Raw genomic sequence first — 15,000 nt, forward strand, 5'->3', positions numbered from 1 at the left:
GGCGAGGAGAGAATCCTAAGGTGTGCGAGAGAACTCTGGTTAAGGAACTCGGCAAAATGACCCCGTAACTTCGGGAGAAGGGGTGCTTTCTTAACGGAAAGCCGCAGTGAATAGGCCCAAGCGACTGTTTAGCAAAAACACAGCTCTCTGCGAAGCCGTAAGGCGAAGTATAGGGGGTGACACCTGCCCGGTGCTGGAAGGTTAAGGAGAGGGGTTAGCGTAAGCGAAGCTCTGAACTGAAGCCCCAGTAAACGGCGGCCGTAACTATAACGGTCCTAAGGTAGCGAAATTCCTTGTCGGGTAAGTTCCGACCCGCACGAAAGGTGTAACGATTTGGGCACTGTCTCAACCAGAGACTCGGTGAAATTATAGTACCTGTGAAGATGCAGGTTACCCGCGACAGGACGGAAAGACCCCGTGGAGCTTTACTGTAGCCTGATATTGAATTTTGGTACATTTTGTACAGGATAGGCGGGAGCCATTGAAACCGGAGCGCTAGCTTCGGTGGAGGCGCTGGTGGGATACCGCCCTGAATGTATTGAAATTCTAACCTACGGGTCTTATCGACCCGGGAGACAGTGTCAGGTGGGCAGTTTGACTGGGGCGGTCGCCTCCTAAAGTGTAACGGAGGCGCCCAAAGGTTCCCTCAGAATGGTTGGAAATCATTCGTAGAGTGCAAAGGCATAAGGGAGCTTGACTGCGAGACCTACAAGTCGAGCAGGGACGAAAGTCGGGCTTAGTGATCCGGTGGTTCCGCATGGAAGGGCCATCGCTCAACGGATAAAAGCTACCCCGGGGATAACAGGCTTATCTCCCCCAAGAGTCCACATCGACGGGGAGGTTTGGCACCTCGATGTCGGCTCATCGCATCCTGGGGCTGTAGTCGGTCCCAAGGGTTGGGCTGTTCGCCCATTAAAGCGGTACGCGAGCTGGGTTCAGAACGTCGTGAGACAGTTCGGTCCCTATCCGTCGTGGGCGTAGGAAATTTGAGAGGAGCTGTCCTTAGTACGAGAGGACCGGGATGGACGCACCGCTGGTGTACCAGTTGTTCTGCCAAGGGCATAGCTGGGTAGCTATGTGCGGAAGGGATAAGTGCTGAAAGCATCTAAGCATGAAGCCCCCCTCAAGATGAGATTTCCCATAGCGTAAGCTAGTAAGATCCCTGAAAGATGATCAGGTTGATAGGTTCGAGGTGGAAGCATGGTGACATGTGGAGCTGACGAATACTAATAGATCGAGGACTTAACCATATAATATGTAGCAATGTTATCTAGTTTTGAAGGAATATGCCTTCATAGTTTGGTGATGATGGCAGAGAGGTCACACCCGTTCCCATACCGAACACGGAAGTTAAGCTCTCTAGCGCCGATGGTAGTTGGGACCTTGTCCCTGTGAGAGTAGGACGTCGCCAAGCAACTAAAAACACAAGTCTTTTGACTTGTGTTTTTTTTTATTTCCCATGAAATAGGTTCGGTTCTGTTAGTAAAAAAGACGAAATATAGTAAGGGATTTTTTGAGCAGAAATAGTAAGAAATTGATAAATAAATGGATAATCTTCAGAGCCGTAGCTCCCAAGTAAATCATACCACCAATCTGTTTCGTATCTAGAAATCATACTTAAATTGTAGAGCAATAAATAGTGAACAAGAAGTTCAGGTAATATGGGTTTAGGATTTCTCGGGTCAGTTGGAATTGGTAGGTAATAAGTATCGGCAAGATATTCGTAGTATAAAGGCGTACTATATATAGGGTTCCACGACTGGATAGGGGCTGTAAAAAGCAAATTCGATCCGCTCATTTTCCCGGAGACATGTTTTATGGATAAATGCTTACAAGTTGATTCAATGTAACGTGAAAATCTCTCTGTAGTCATATGAAGCCGATCTAGTATGTTGACCGAAAAGGAAAGTTCATTTGTATTTGTTGAATCAATTTTATATAAAGTGCCCCCCCTTTGACTGTAGCGAAATAAATTTTGTAATTCAGGAATATTTCCCATTAAATCCAGCATGTTAAACTTTTCTGCTTCTAAGTGTTTCATGTGAAACAGCTGTTCTGCAACATGAGTAAATAATCCATTTTTTTGTACTTTCACCTCATCTTCTAAAAATTGATATCCCTGTTTTTTTCGTTTGCGAGTTGTAACACCATGAGCTAAAACCGTAGTGGATTCTGGATAGTTCGGATCAATAGTTAGTAAGCAGGCTTTAAAAAGTTGGCTCATTCCATAAAACAATAACATTGGCTGAATCGAAAAGGGGGCTACCTTATATAATTCATAATAGTTTTTCCCGTGTTCTAAGTAATAAATAAAGGGATAACAATTTTCGAAACTTTTTTTTTCAGCATCTTGTATGGAGAATTTTTCATAACAACGGGCAAGATAACGTTGTACATTTTGAGATGAAAAGAAGAAACTTAGTTGCTGCCAAGTACAATGTGTTTGATGCATATATTACGCTCCTTTTATTGTCTAAAAATTCTAACATATATATACGTCCTTGACAGTATTTTAACCAATTGATAAGCTACTAATAATAATTTCTGGTATCATGGGGGGAACAATTATGTGGGAATCTAAATTTGTTAAAGAAGGTTTGACTTTTGATGACGTATTACTTGTACCAGCAAAGTCAGATGTACTACCAAGAGAAGTAAGTGTTAAAACAGTTTTATCTGAAAGCTTACAGTTAAATATCCCGTTAATTAGTGCAGGAATGGATACAGTAACAGAAGCTGATATGGCTATTGCAATGGCTCGTCAAGGCGGTTTAGGAATTATTCATAAAAACATGTCTATCGAACAACAAGCGGAGCAAGTTGATAAAGTAAAACGTTCTGAAAGTGGCGTTATTTCAGATCCTTTCTTTTTAACTCCAGAACATCAAGTATATGATGCAGAGCATCTTATGGGAAAATACCGTATCTCAGGTGTACCGGTTGTAAATAATTTAGACGAGCGAAAATTAGTTGGTATTATTACAAACCGTGATATGCGTTTTATCCAAGACTACTCAATCAAAATTTCCGACGTAATGACAAAAGAAAAGCTAATTACAGCTCCAGTTGGTACTACGCTGGAAGAAGCTGAAAAGATCCTACAAAAGTATAAAATTGAAAAACTCCCTCTTGTTGATAACAACGGTGTATTACAAGGGCTTATTACAATAAAAGATATTGAAAAAGTAATTGAATTCCCAAATTCTGCGAAGGATAAGCAAGGACGCTTATTAGTTGGAGCAGCGGTTGGTGTAACGGCTGATGCGATGCTTCGTATCGACGCATTAGTAAAAGCTAGCGTAGATGCAATCGTACTTGATACAGCTCATGGACATTCTCAAGGTGTTATTGATAAGGTAAAAGAAGTTCGTGCGAAATATCCAGCACTAAATATTATCGCTGGAAATGTTGCTACTGCTGAAGCAACGAAAGCATTAATCGAAGCTGGTGCAAATGTAGTTAAAGTTGGTATTGGACCAGGCTCTATCTGTACAACACGTGTTGTAGCTGGCGTTGGTGTACCACAATTAACAGCAGTTTATGATTGTGCAACAGAAGCTCGTAAATACGGTATCCCAGTTATTGCTGATGGTGGTGTTAAGTACTCTGGTGACATGGTAAAAGCCTTAGCAGCAGGAGCACACGTTGTTATGCTAGGTAGTATGTTTGCTGGTGTTGCTGAAAGCCCTGGAGAAACTGAAATTTACCAAGGCCGTCAATTCAAAGTATATCGTGGTATGGGTTCTGTCGGAGCGATGGAAAAGGGAAGTAAAGATCGTTACTTCCAAGAAGGAAATAAGAAACTTGTTCCAGAAGGTATTGAAGGTCGAGTACCATATAAAGGGCCTTTAGCAGATACAGTTCATCAATTAGTTGGTGGATTACGTGCCGGTATGGGATATTGCGGAGCGCAGAATTTAGAATTCTTACGTGAGAATGCACAATTCATTCGTATGTCAGGTGCTGGTTTACGCGAAAGCCACCCTCATCACGTACAAATTACAAAAGAGGCTCCAAACTACTCATTATAATGTCTTATATACAAATAGACAGAGATTTGATATCTCTGTCTATTTTTTTTTGATTATGTTAGAATAACGGTTATGTGAGTACATAGATATTGGGGGTAGCAAAAGTGAAAGGTATGTTTTGCAAAAGATTCATTGCTTTAGTAACAATGCTTACACTAGCTTGTAGTATGTTGTTACCATATAGCAATGCATCAGCAGAAACAGGATCTGCTCTAAACATTGAAGCAGGTGCAGCAATTTTAGTTGAAGCGAATTCTGGGAAAATTTTATATCAAAAGAATGCAGATGAATTATTATCAATTGCTAGTATGACAAAGATGATGAGTGAATATTTAGTTCATGAAGCAGTGGATAAAGGAAAGCTTAAGTGGGATCAAAAAATTAAGGTTTCTGAATATGCGTATAAAGTTTCACAAGATGCTTCATTATCAAATGTTGCATTAGAAAATGGTGGCACTTATACAGTAAAAGAGCTATACGAAGCAATGGCAATCTTTTCTGCAAATGGTGCAACAATTGCATTAGCAGAAGCAATTGCAGGTAAAGAAGTAGACTTCGTAAAAATGATGAACGATAAATCAAAAGAACTAGGGTTGAAAAATTATAAATTTGTCAATTCTACAGGTTTAACGAACAAAGATTTAAAGGGAATGCATCCTGAAGGAACAACAGCGGATGAAGAAAATAAAATGTCTGCAAAAGATGTTGCAACTTTAGCACAACATTTAATTAAAGATTATCCAAAAGTGTTAGATACAGCAAAAATCCCGAAAAAAGAATTCCGTCCAGAAAAAGAGAAGTTTGCAATGTCGAACTGGAACTGGATGTTAAAGGGCTTAGTGAAAGAATATGCTGGCGTTGATGGCCTGAAAACAGGCTCGACTCCAGAAGCAGGGGATTGCTTCACTGGTACGGTTGAAAGAAACGGTATGCGTTTTATTTCTGTAGTTATTAAAACAAGTTCTCATACAGCACGTTTTGATGAAACAAAGAAGCTATATGATTATGGATTTGCTAACTTTGAAATGAAGCAAATGTATAAAAAAGATTCTTCAGTAAAAGGGCAAGAAACAGTACGAGTAGAAAATGCTAAAGAAAAAGATGTAGCAGTTCAAACAAAACAAGCTGTTTCACTTCCAGTGCCAAAAGGAAGTAAAGATGTTTATAAAACAGAATTAAAAGAAGCAAGTAAGGGACAAGAAGCACCAATTAAAAAGGGAGCTGCACTTGGCCAAATGGTAATCACACCAAAAGATGCGAATGATCCTGGATTTTTATCTGGTAAGTCATTACAAATAGATCTTGTAACAACATCTGCAGTAGAAGAAGCGAATTGGTTTACTCGTTCTATGCGTGGAATTGGTTCTTTCTTTAGTGGTATATGGAATAGTGCTGTTGATACAGTAAAAGGTTGGTTTTAAAAGCTCCTCATTGTAGGGGCTTTTTCTTATTCCTATTTTTCATACCGACTTTATGAAAAAGTAGTAGACAAGCATCTGATAGTTAGTGGTAGAATGTAAGAGTATTCTTAATTTTCGCCTTTAACGGGGAAAAGCAATTCACCTAGGGGGGTTTTTGTAACATGACAAATGTAACAGGGACAGAACGTGTAAAACGTGGAATGGCAGAAATGCAAAAAGGCGGCGTTATTATGGACGTAATTAACGCTGAACAAGCAAAAATTGCAGAAGAGGCAGGCGCAGTTGCCGTTATGGCACTAGAGCGTGTACCAGCAGATATTCGTGCAGCAGGTGGCGTTTCTCGTATGGCAGACCCAACGATCGTTGAAGAAGTTATGGGTGCAGTGTCAATTCCGGTTATGGCAAAATGCCGTATCGGTCACCTTGTAGAAGCACGTGTATTAGAATCATTAGGGGTAGACTATATCGACGAGAGTGAAGTATTAACTCCTGCTGATGAAGTATACCATTTAAATAAACGTGATTACACAGTTCCGTTTGTATGTGGTTGCCGTGATATCGGAGAAGCTGCACGTCGTATTGCAGAAGGTGCATCTATGCTTCGTACAAAAGGTGAACCAGGAACAGGAAACATTGTAGAGGCAGTGCGTCATATGCGCCAAGTCAATGCAGAAATCCGTCAAGTTGCAAGTCTACGTGAAGATGAGTTAATGACATATGCAAAAAATACTGGTGCTCCTTATGAAGTACTACTTGAAATTAAACGCCTTGGTCGTTTGCCAGTTGTAAACTTCGCAGCAGGTGGTGTAGCAACACCAGCAGATGCAGCGTTAATGATGCAACTTGGTGCGGATGGTGTATTTGTTGGATCTGGTATCTTCAAATCAGAGAATCCTGAGAAATTTGCACGCGCAATCGTTGAAGCGACGACTCATTATGAAGATTACGAACTAATTGCAAGCCTTTCTAAAGGATTAGGTAATGCGATGAAAGGTATCGAAATTTCAACGTTATTACCAGAACAACGCATGCAAGAGCGTGGATGGTAATTGAAGGAGAACTTTAAAATGGTGAAAATCGGTGTACTAGGTCTTCAAGGTGCAGTTCGTGAGCATGTGAAATCAGTTGAAGCAAGTGGTGCAGAGGCTGTTGTTGTAAAGCGTATCGAGCAACTTGAAGAGATTGATGGTCTTATTTTACCAGGTGGTGAAAGTACAACAATGCGCCGTCTTATTGATAAGTATGCTTTCATGGAACCACTTCGTACATTCGCGAAGTCTGGTAAACCAATGTTTGGTACATGTGCAGGTATGATTCTTCTTGCAAAAACGCTTATTGGCTATGAAGAAGCACATATTGGTGCTATGGATATTACAGTAGAGCGCAATGCGTTCGGACGCCAAAAAGATAGCTTTGAAGCCGCACTTTCAATTAAAGGTGTAGGAGAAGACTTTATTGGTGTATTTATCCGTGCTCCATATGTTGTACGTGTAGCTGATGATGTTGAAGTACTCTCCACACATGATGATCGAATGGTAGCAGTAAAACAAAATCAGTTTTTAGCTGCTTCATTCCATCCAGAATTAACGGATGATCATCGTGTGACAGCATACTTTGTAGAAATGGTAAAAGAAGCGAAAATGAAAAAAGTTGTATAAGTAACTTGCAACTTGTATAAGATTATAGTAAATTGATGGTAACAATTTTATAAAATAAGCGTGTTGATAGGAAGTAGTAACAAATGCCGTTTCTTATAGAGAGTCGATGGTTGGTGGAAATCGATAGAAACAGTTTGTGAATCCATCCTGGAATGGAATGTGGAATATCTTTATGATTAGTAAACATTCCCGGTGAAGAGCCGTTATTTCTACTTGAGAGGAAGGCGGCAATGCTTTCAACTAGGGTGGCAACGCGGGTTAACTCCCGTCCCTTTATATAGGGACGGGAGTTTTTTGTGTTTTATAAAATAAAAGGAGGAGTATATAATGCTTGATATTAAATTTTTACGTACAAATTTTGAAGAAGTAAAAGCAAAGTTACAGCATAGAGGCGAAGATTTAACTGATTTTGGTCGCTTTGAAGAGCTGGATAAGAGAAGAAGAGAATTACTTGTTCAAACAGAGGAACTAAAAAGTAAACGTAACGAAGTATCTCAACAAATCTCTGTATTGAAGCGCGAAAAGAAAGATGCAGAAGCTCTAATTCTAGAAATGCGTGAAGTTGGAGAAAAAGTAAAAGATCTTGATAATGAACTTCGTACAGTTGAAGAAGATTTAGAAAGATTAATGTTATCTATTCCAAATATCCCTCATGAATCTGCTCCAGTTGGTGAAACAGAAGATGATAATGTAGTAGCACGTACTTGGGGAGAAGTGAAAGAATTTGCTTATGAACCAAAACCACATTGGGATCTTGCTACAGATTTAGGAATTTTAGATTTTGAGCGCGCTGGGAAAGTAACGGGAAGCCGCTTCGTATTCTATAAAGGTGCTGGCGCAAGATTAGAGCGTGCTTTAATTAGCTTTATGCTGGATCTTCATACTGACGAGCATGGATACGAAGAAGTGTTACCTCCGTATATGGTAAACCGTGCAAGTATGACAGGAACAGGACAACTTCCGAAATTTGAAGAAGATGCATTCCGTATTGAAAGTGAAGATTACTTCTTAATTCCAACAGCTGAAGTACCTGTAACGAATATGCACCGTGATGAAATCTTAAATAAAGAGCAATTGCCGATACGATATGCTGCATTTAGCTCTTGTTTCCGTTCTGAAGCAGGTTCAGCTGGACGTGATACACGTGGCTTAATTCGTCAGCATCAGTTCAACAAAGTAGAGCTTGTAAAATTCGTAAAACCAGAAGATTCTTATGAAGAGTTAGAAAAATTAACAAATGATGCAGAACGCGTGTTACAATTATTAGAGTTGCCATATCGCGTTATGAGCATGTGCACAGGCGATTTAGGATTTACAGCAGCGAAGAAATACGATATCGAAGTATGGATTCCAAGCTATGGCACATATCGTGAGATTTCTTCTTGTAGTAATTTTGAGGCTTTCCAAGCAAGACGTGCAAATATCCGTTTCCGTCGTGAACCAAACGGAAAACCAGAACATGTTCATACATTAAATGGATCTGGTCTTGCAATTGGACGTACGGTTGCAGCTATTTTAGAGAACTACCAACAAGAAGATGGTACAATTATAATTCCAGAAGTTCTTCGCCCTTATATGGGAGGAAAAACAGTTATTAAGTAAATGTAAACATTCATCGGTATGAGTGATTGGTAATTATGAGCGTTGTCAGTACTATAATGTAGGAGAGGAAAAGTAAAATTTTCCTTTCCTCATAATTTATTTTAGTAGGGTTGACTAACTGTTTTTCTTTTGATATTATATTTGATGTCAATATGGAGGTATACCCAAGTCTGGCTGAAGGGATCGGTCTTGAAAACCGACAGGCGGCGAGAGTCGCGCGGGGGTTCGAATCCCTCTACCTCCTCCAGATATAATTGACAACAGCGCATATAAGTGGAGATTGGAGAACTCGTTACCAACACGTAACGAGTTTTTATTTTAAAACCAATCATAAAGTATGGTGTAAGGAGATTTCCTCCTTATTACACACTCATATTCCGATGATTATCTTCATAGATATGAAAGGAGTCAACATGGATCTTATTATACAAACGTTTCCTTTAGATGGAAAAACTTTATATTATGTACAATGTCCTGTCTGTAAGAACAATAGAATTTTAAACAGTGGTGCAAATGTTTCACGTATTATTAGCGATGATACATTCCGTAAACTTTGTGGTTGCACTTGTGATGTAAAGCAAACTGCGACAAAGGTAGAGGCGCCAAAAAAAGTTGAAAAAGCAGCTGTAAAGAAAGAAGCAGCTCCAAAACGTACAGGTAAAGTATTAACAGCAGTGATTAACGGGAAAGAAATGACTGTTAAAGAGATTGCTGAAACATACGATATTAGTACAAGTACTGTTCGCCAGCGTATTAATGCTGGAAAACCTGAGAGTGAAATTATTGCTCCGACAAAAAAGAAGTAATTTAATAGAAAAACCCGTGCATATGCACGGGTTTTTTATTTTACAAGTTTACGTGTTTGTTTTAAAAAATGGCCAATTTTTTTAATGATTGGTTCAATTGAATCGCCATCTTTTAAAATATCGTATTCATTAATGTTTAATCGTAAAACAGGGCATGCATTAAAATTATTAATCCAGTTTTCGTAACGGCCATGCATCTCTTTCCAATACTCAATTGGTGTTTGTTGTTCCATCGGACGTCCGCGTTCTTGGATACGATCAACGATATCATCGAAAGAACCTTCTAAGTAAATTAATAAATCAGGATGAGGGAAGTAAGGAGTCATGACCATAGCATCAAATAGACCTTTGTATGTTTCATAATCAGTTTCCGTCATTGTACCTTTTTCATGATGCATCTTTGCAAAAATGCCAGTGTCTTCATAGATAGAGCGATCTTGAACAAAACCGCCACCGTATTCAAAAATTCTTTTTTGTTCTTTAAATCGTTCTGCTAAAAAGTATACTTGCAAGTGAAAGCTCCAGCGTGTGAAATCAGCATAGAACTTGTCCAAGTACGGGTTAGAGTCTACCTTTTCAAATGATGTGCGATAGCCTAAAGCGTTAGCTAATGCAGTTGTCATAGTTGATTTACCGACACCTACTGTTCCAGCAATCGTGATTACTGCGTCATTTGGTATATCATATTTTTGCCTTAAATTCATTATTATTTCGACTCCTTTAAGAGAGTATTTTGAAGGGCAGATAGGATGACATTTAAATCATCAGGATTTTTTACAAAATCCATATCGTCTCCGTTAAATTTCAATACTGGGATTTCTGGATGATCCTTTTTAAACGTATCCATTGCAGTTTCATAATCTTTTGTGAGCTGTAGTAAGTAATTTGGATCCATATTTTTTTCGAATTCTCTTCCGCGCTTTGCAATTCGTGCTTGTAATGTTTCCAAGCTAGCCGTTAAATAAACGATTACGTTTGGTACAGGCATATCTTGTGTAAGGATACGATAGATTTGCATGTACTTATCGTATTGAGAATCTTTTAATGTACGGGATGCGAAAATTAGATTTTTAAATATATGATAATCTGCTACTACTGGCTTCCTTTGATTCAAATACTTTATGTTAATATCTTCTAATTGTTTGTATCTATTACAAAGAAAGAACATCTCTGTTTGAAAACTCCATTCGTCGATGTCTTCATAGAACTTTCCTAAAAAAGGGTTTTCATCAACAATCTCTTTCAGTAAGTGGAGTTGCATGTGAGTTGAAATTTCCTTCGCAAGTGAAGTTTTTCCAACACCAATTGGTCCTTCAACCGTGATAAATGGTACTCCGGTCACGCTGTTTCCTCCTTTCAATCAGTGATTTACCGTGACTACTAAAAACACAAAACAGAATTATTGTAGCACAAGAGGGAAGCGAGCGGGTTAATTTGATATAAAAAGTTAGAAAATAGATATATGTATTAATGAATTTTTATTTGAGATGACGGTACTATATTTGCTTTTAATGTGGCTTCCATTATTTTTAAAGCATGTAAGTTATCCTGATCATGATTAGAGGCAATACAGTCCTGTGGTACATACAGTGTATAATTTCTCATATGAGCATCGTTCGCTGTAAAGAGGATACATATATTCCCTGCGACTCCTGTTAATATTAGATTTTCTATTTTTAAATAGCCTAATAAAGAATTTAAAGGTGTTTCATAAAAAGCGGAGTAATGTGGTTTAATAAAAATGTAATCATCGGAATTTGGGGCAATCTTACGAATGATATTTTCACTATACTCATTTGTACAATGAGTAATTAGTTGGTCAATATCAGATCTCCAAAGTTGATAATGGTCATTAACATAAATTATGGGATAACCAAAGGATTTCATTGTTTTCTTTAATTGTAGAATAGGGTTTGTTATAATTTCGCATTTTTTGGCTAGGGTGGGCCCGTGTGAAAATTGAAAGTCATTAATCATATCGATAATGAGTAAGGCAGTATTCTTCATATGTAATCCCCTCTCTTTTTTATTAGGGTGGATTGAATTTGTAAAAGTTATCCCATGTGTAGTAAATGGAAATTAGTGTACGTTATTTGTAATGAAAGGACTATGGTATGGAACACGATCAAGATATTTATTTTATGCAGTTAGCAATAGAAGAAGCTAAAAAGGCAGAGGCAATACAAGAAGTACCGATTGGTGCAGTTATAGTGTTAGATGGTGAAGTAATTAGTGTTGCTCATAATTTAAGGGAAACCGAGCAAAGATCAATAGCGCACGCTGAGTTACTAGCTATTGATGAGGCGTGCAAAAAATTAGGGACATGGCGTTTAGAAGATGCGATATTATATGTAACATTAGAGCCTTGTCCGATGTGTGCGGGTGGAATTGTTTTATCGCGAGTGAAGCGAGTTGTATATGGTGCAAGTGATCCGAAAGGTGGATGTGCAGGGACGCTGATGAATCTTTTAACGGATGAACGCTTTAATCATCAGTGTGAAGTAGTGGCTGGTGTGTTAGAAGAAGAATGCGGTACGTTGTTAACAAACTTTTTTAGAGAGCTTCGAAAAAAAAGAAAAGCGAGCAAGAAATTAGAGAAAAGCAAAGAGAATTAACGTATTTGCATTTTATAAAAAAACAAGTTATACTGATAATGCCTTTAATGAAGGCAACCGAATATTGGTTTTAACTTTGCCGTGCTAAGCGGGGAGGTAGCGGTGCCCTATACTCGCAATCCGCTCTAGCGAGGCCGAATCCCTTCTCGAGGTTATGTTGCTGTAAGGTCTGCCTTAAGTAAGTGGTGTTGACGTTTGGGTCCTGCGCAACGGGACCCCGTGAACCTTGTCAGGTCCGGAAGGAAGCAGCAATAAGCGGGTCTTCTCGTGTGCCGCAGGAGTGCCTGAACCGAGCTAACTGCTTGAGTAACGCTTATGGTACGTAATCGACAGAAGGTGCACGGCAGTTATATATGTATACAAAACCCACCTTAATATTAAGGTGGGTTTTTTGTATAGAAAATAACTTTTGGAATCTATAAACAGAATGGGTTATAATAAATGAGATAATAACCTTTGAGGGAGGCCGTATTTTCGTGTCATACCAAGCGTTATACCGAACATGGAGACCGCAAAAATTTGAAGATGTAGTTGGTCAAAAGCACGTGACAAAAACGTTGCAAAATGCCCTTCTTCAAGAGAAAGTTTCACATGCTTATTTATTTTCTGGGCCGAGGGGAACAGGAAAAACGACAATTGCAAAAGTGTTTGCAAAAGCAATCAACTGTGAACATGCTCCGGTAGCTGAACCTTGTAATGAATGTCCTTCTTGTTTGGGGATTACACAAGGATCCATTTCAGATGTATTAGAAATTGATGCGGCTTCAAATAACGGTGTAGATGAAATTCGAGATATTAGAGATAAAGTAAAATATGCTCCAAGTGCTGTAGAATATAAAGTATACATTATTGATGAAGTTCACATGCTTTCTATGGGTGCCTTCAATGCGCTTTTAAAAACGTTAGAAGAGCCGCCAGGACATGTCATCTTTATTTTGGCGACAACAGAACCGCATAAGATTCCGCCTACAATTATTTCACGTTGCCAACGTTTTGAATTTCGAAAGATATCAGTAAATGATATTGTTGAGAGATTATCGACGGTTGTGACGAATGAAGGTACGCAAGTAGAAGATGAGGCGTTACAAATTGTTGCACGTGCTGCTGAGGGTGGTATGCGTGATGCGCTTAGTCTTATTGATCAGGCAATATCTTATAGTGATGAGACAGTTACGACAGAAGATGTATTAGCTGTGACAGGTTCTGTTTCCCAGCAATACTTAGGTAACTTAGTAGAATGTATACGTGAAAATGATGTATCAAGAGCATTACGTATCATAGATGAGATGATGGGTAAAGGGAAAGATCCAGTTCGTTTTATGGAGGATTTCATTTACTATTATCGTGACATGCTTTTATATCAAACTTCACCACAACTGGAACATATGTTGGAACGAGTAATGGTAGATGAGCAATTCCGGATGCTAAGTGAAGAAATGCAACCGGAAGTAATCTATGAAATCATTCATACTCTTAGTAAGGGACAACAGGAAATGAAGTGGACAAATCATCCGCGAATTTTCTTAGAAGTTGTTATGGTACAACTGTGTCAACAGTTTATGATGCAAGCGAACGGTGCAGATCGTTTACAAGCAATTATGAACAGGATGCAGCAATTGGAGAAAGAGTTAGAAGAAGTCAAAAAGAATGGTGTGCCGGCTGGGGTGCAGCAGGAAGTCAGAGAGACACGTGCAACACCAAAGCCAGTGCGTACAGGTAGTATGAAGATTCCTGTCGGACGTGTAAATGAAGTGTTAAAGCAAGCGAAACGTCAGGATTTAGAACAATTAAAAGCTGTGTGGGGTGAGTTGTTAGGAAGACTCAAAGCATACAACAAAGTAGCGTTTGCTGTTTTATTAGAAAATAGCGAACCGGTAGCGGCTTCGGATGATACTTACGTGTTAGCGTTTCAATATGAGATTCACTGTAAAATGGCAAGCGAAAACCGAGAAGCTATGGATACAGTGGAACAAGCTTTATTTGAATTGCTAAGTAAAAGATTAAATATGATTGCCATTCCAAAAAGTGAATGGGGTAAAATCCGTGAAGATTTTTTACAGCGTGAAGGTGGAAATGCTGAAGAAAGCCCAGAGAAAAAAGAAGACCCTCTTATAGAAGAGGCGGTAAAATTAGTAGGGCAAGAACTTATTGAAATAAAAGAGTAATAATAATTAGGAGGAATTAATTATGATGCGTGGCGGAATGGGAAATATGAATAACATGATGAAACAAATGCAAAAAATGCAAAAAGATATGGCGAAAGCGCAAGAAGAACTTGGCGAAAAAACAGTTGAAGGTACAGCTGGTGGCGGTATGATCACAGTTATTGCAAATGGTCATAAGCAAATTCTTGAAGTGAAAGTTAAAGAAGAAGTTGTAGATCCAGAAGATATCGAAATGTTACAAGACTTAGTGTTAGCTGCAACGAATGATGCACTTAAAAAAGCTGATGAACTTTCAAATTCTACAATGGGTAAATTTACAAAAGGCTTAAACTTACCGGGTGGAATGTTCTAGGAGGATATTGATATATGCATTATCCAGAACCGATATCAAAACTAATTGATAGTTTTATGAAGTTGCCAGGGATCGGACCGAAAACAGCGGTTCGCTTGGCATTTTTCGTATTAGATATGAAAGAAGATGATGTGTTAGGTTTTGCAAAAGCGCTTGTGAATGCGAAGCGAGATTTAGCGTATTGTTCTGTATGCGGACATATTACTGACCGCGACCCTTGTTATATTTGTAACGATTCACATCGAGATCAATCGGTTGTTTGTGTTGTGCAGGAACCGAAAGATGTAATCGCAATGGAAAAGATGAAAGAGTATCAAGGTGTATATCATGTGTTACGTGGTGCGATTTCT

The 15,000-nt window shown here is 38.8% G+C and carries 14 protein-coding genes, 1 tRNA gene, 2 rRNA genes, 1 other RNA gene and 1 other annotated feature (2 of these 19 running past the window's edge); of the genes, 14 read left to right on the plus strand and 4 right to left on the minus strand.

All coding sequences use genetic code 11. The annotated features are described in order from the left end of the window. Positions 1 to 1,250: ribosomal RNA gene (locus MHB74_RS00050) — 23S ribosomal RNA — on the plus strand (it extends 1,672 nt beyond the left edge of the window). A gap of 48 nt (positions 1,251 to 1,298) precedes the next feature. Continuing rightward, a 5S ribosomal RNA gene (gene rrf, locus MHB74_RS00055) occupies positions 1,299 to 1,414 on the plus strand. 36 nt (positions 1,415 to 1,450) lie between these two features. Here the strand turns inward: rrf and MHB74_RS00060 are convergent. Beyond that, the gene (locus MHB74_RS00060) at positions 1,451 to 2,452 is read right to left on the minus strand and encodes a YaaC family protein (RefSeq protein WP_061680199.1); all 1,002 of its coding nucleotides are present in this window, start codon (positions 2,450 to 2,452) and stop codon (positions 1,451 to 1,453) included. 115 nt (positions 2,453 to 2,567) lie between these two features. Between MHB74_RS00060 and guaB the strand changes: the two genes are divergently transcribed. The 7 genes from guaB (at position 2,568) to MHB74_RS00095 (ending at position 9,518) form a co-directional block, all read left to right on the plus strand. Next, on the plus strand, positions 2,568 to 4,031 hold the full coding sequence (gene guaB, locus MHB74_RS00065) for an IMP dehydrogenase (RefSeq protein WP_061680198.1): 1,464 nt from the start codon (positions 2,568 to 2,570) through the stop codon (positions 4,029 to 4,031). A gap of 113 nt (positions 4,032 to 4,144) precedes the next feature. Then, complete coding sequence (gene dacA, locus MHB74_RS00070) at positions 4,145 to 5,452, plus strand: D-alanyl-D-alanine carboxypeptidase DacA (RefSeq protein ID WP_141658100.1); 1,308 nt, start codon at positions 4,145 to 4,147, stop codon at positions 5,450 to 5,452. A 161-nt stretch (positions 5,453 to 5,613) separates the two neighbouring features. After that, positions 5,614 to 6,501 carry a pyridoxal 5'-phosphate synthase lyase subunit PdxS gene (pdxS, locus tag MHB74_RS00075; RefSeq protein ID WP_000186157.1) on the plus strand — a complete coding sequence of 296 codons (888 nt, stop codon included), beginning with the start codon at positions 5,614 to 5,616 and terminating at the stop codon, positions 6,499 to 6,501. 18 nt (positions 6,502 to 6,519) lie between these two features. Beyond that, complete coding sequence (pdxT, locus tag MHB74_RS00080; protein ID WP_061680196.1) at positions 6,520 to 7,110, plus strand: pyridoxal 5'-phosphate synthase glutaminase subunit PdxT; 591 nt, start codon at positions 6,520 to 6,522, stop codon at positions 7,108 to 7,110. A gap of 54 nt (positions 7,111 to 7,164) precedes the next feature. Next, positions 7,165 to 7,386 (plus strand) — a binding site (T-box leader). Between the two features lie 51 nt (positions 7,387 to 7,437). Continuing rightward, a complete protein-coding gene (gene serS, locus MHB74_RS00085; RefSeq protein WP_061680195.1) occupies positions 7,438 to 8,712 on the plus strand; it encodes a serine--tRNA ligase in 1,275 nt (424 codons plus the stop codon). Between the two features lie 154 nt (positions 8,713 to 8,866). Next, positions 8,867 to 8,959: transfer RNA gene (locus tag MHB74_RS00090), tRNA-Ser, on the plus strand. Between the two features lie 166 nt (positions 8,960 to 9,125). Next, on the plus strand, positions 9,126 to 9,518 hold the full coding sequence (locus MHB74_RS00095) for a DUF3797 domain-containing protein (RefSeq protein WP_000364198.1): 393 nt from the start codon (positions 9,126 to 9,128) through the stop codon (positions 9,516 to 9,518). A 35-nt stretch (positions 9,519 to 9,553) separates the two neighbouring features. Here MHB74_RS00095 and MHB74_RS00100 read toward each other — a convergent pair whose 3' ends face one another. From MHB74_RS00100 to MHB74_RS00110, 3 genes are all read right to left on the minus strand, one after another. After that, positions 9,554 to 10,222 carry a deoxynucleoside kinase gene (locus MHB74_RS00100; RefSeq protein ID WP_001053583.1) on the minus strand — a complete coding sequence of 223 codons (669 nt, stop codon included), beginning with the start codon at positions 10,220 to 10,222 and terminating at the stop codon, positions 9,554 to 9,556. A gap of 2 nt (positions 10,223 to 10,224) precedes the next feature. Beyond that, positions 10,225 to 10,860, minus strand: coding sequence for a deoxynucleoside kinase (locus MHB74_RS00105; RefSeq protein WP_061680194.1), 636 nt, complete (start codon positions 10,858 to 10,860; stop codon positions 10,225 to 10,227). 125 nt (positions 10,861 to 10,985) lie between these two features. Continuing rightward, on the minus strand, positions 10,986 to 11,525 hold the full coding sequence (locus MHB74_RS00110; protein WP_061680193.1) for an isochorismatase family cysteine hydrolase: 540 nt from the start codon (positions 11,523 to 11,525) through the stop codon (positions 10,986 to 10,988). A 107-nt stretch (positions 11,526 to 11,632) separates the two neighbouring features. Between MHB74_RS00110 and tadA the strand changes: the two genes are divergently transcribed. The 5 genes from tadA to recR all read left to right on the plus strand — a co-directional run. Next, positions 11,633 to 12,133 (plus strand): tRNA adenosine(34) deaminase TadA, encoded by a 501-nt coding sequence (gene tadA / locus MHB74_RS00115; RefSeq protein WP_061680192.1) that lies wholly within the window; start codon positions 11,633 to 11,635, stop codon positions 12,131 to 12,133. Between the two features lie 79 nt (positions 12,134 to 12,212). Next, positions 12,213 to 12,477, plus strand: an RNA gene (gene ffs / locus MHB74_RS00120) — signal recognition particle sRNA large type. 132 nt (positions 12,478 to 12,609) lie between these two features. Continuing rightward, the gene (dnaX, locus tag MHB74_RS00125; RefSeq protein WP_000121578.1) at positions 12,610 to 14,298 is read left to right on the plus strand and encodes a DNA polymerase III subunit gamma/tau; all 1,689 of its coding nucleotides are present in this window, start codon (positions 12,610 to 12,612) and stop codon (positions 14,296 to 14,298) included. Positions 14,299 to 14,323: 25 nt separating this feature from the next. Then, positions 14,324 to 14,650, plus strand: a complete 327-nt coding sequence (locus MHB74_RS00130; protein WP_170930109.1) for a YbaB/EbfC family nucleoid-associated protein — start codon at positions 14,324 to 14,326, stop codon at positions 14,648 to 14,650. Positions 14,651 to 14,664: 14 nt separating this feature from the next. Beyond that, positions 14,665 to 15,000: the 5' portion of a recombination protein RecR gene (recR, locus tag MHB74_RS00135; protein ID WP_000559169.1), read on the plus strand. 261 nt of this gene lie beyond the right edge of the window; 336 of the gene's 597 nt are visible here — the first part of the coding sequence; the start codon lies at positions 14,665 to 14,667; its stop codon lies off the right edge, out of view.

The organism is Bacillus sp. FSL K6-0069 (assembly GCF_038007785.1).
In the GTDB taxonomy this organism is placed as follows: Bacteria; Bacillota; Bacilli; order Bacillales; family Bacillaceae_G; genus Bacillus_A; species Bacillus_A mobilis.

Bases quoted from the DNA above. Each gene is read 5' to 3' on its own strand.
- MHB74_RS00060 (WP_061680199.1), bottom strand. From the start codon at position 2,452: ATGCATCAAACACATTGTACTTGGCAGCAACTAAGTTTCTTCTTTTCA.
- guaB (WP_061680198.1), top strand. From the start codon at position 2,568: ATGTGGGAATCTAAATTTGTTAAAGAAGGTTTGACTTTTGATGACGTA.
- dacA (WP_141658100.1), top strand. From the start codon at position 4,145: ATGTTTTGCAAAAGATTCATTGCTTTAGTAACAATGCTTACACTAGCT.
- pdxS (WP_000186157.1), top strand. From the start codon at position 5,614: ATGACAAATGTAACAGGGACAGAACGTGTAAAACGTGGAATGGCAGAA.
- pdxT (WP_061680196.1), top strand. From the start codon at position 6,520: ATGGTGAAAATCGGTGTACTAGGTCTTCAAGGTGCAGTTCGTGAGCAT.
- serS (WP_061680195.1), top strand. From the start codon at position 7,438: ATGCTTGATATTAAATTTTTACGTACAAATTTTGAAGAAGTAAAAGCA.
- MHB74_RS00095 (WP_000364198.1), top strand. From the start codon at position 9,126: ATGGATCTTATTATACAAACGTTTCCTTTAGATGGAAAAACTTTATAT.
- MHB74_RS00100 (WP_001053583.1), bottom strand. From the start codon at position 10,222: ATGAATTTAAGGCAAAAATATGATATACCAAATGACGCAGTAATCACG.
- MHB74_RS00110 (WP_061680193.1), bottom strand. From the start codon at position 11,525: ATGAAGAATACTGCCTTACTCATTATCGATATGATTAATGACTTTCAA.
- tadA (WP_061680192.1), top strand. From the start codon at position 11,633: ATGGAACACGATCAAGATATTTATTTTATGCAGTTAGCAATAGAAGAA.
- MHB74_RS00130 (WP_170930109.1), top strand. From the start codon at position 14,324: ATGCGTGGCGGAATGGGAAATATGAATAACATGATGAAACAAATGCAA.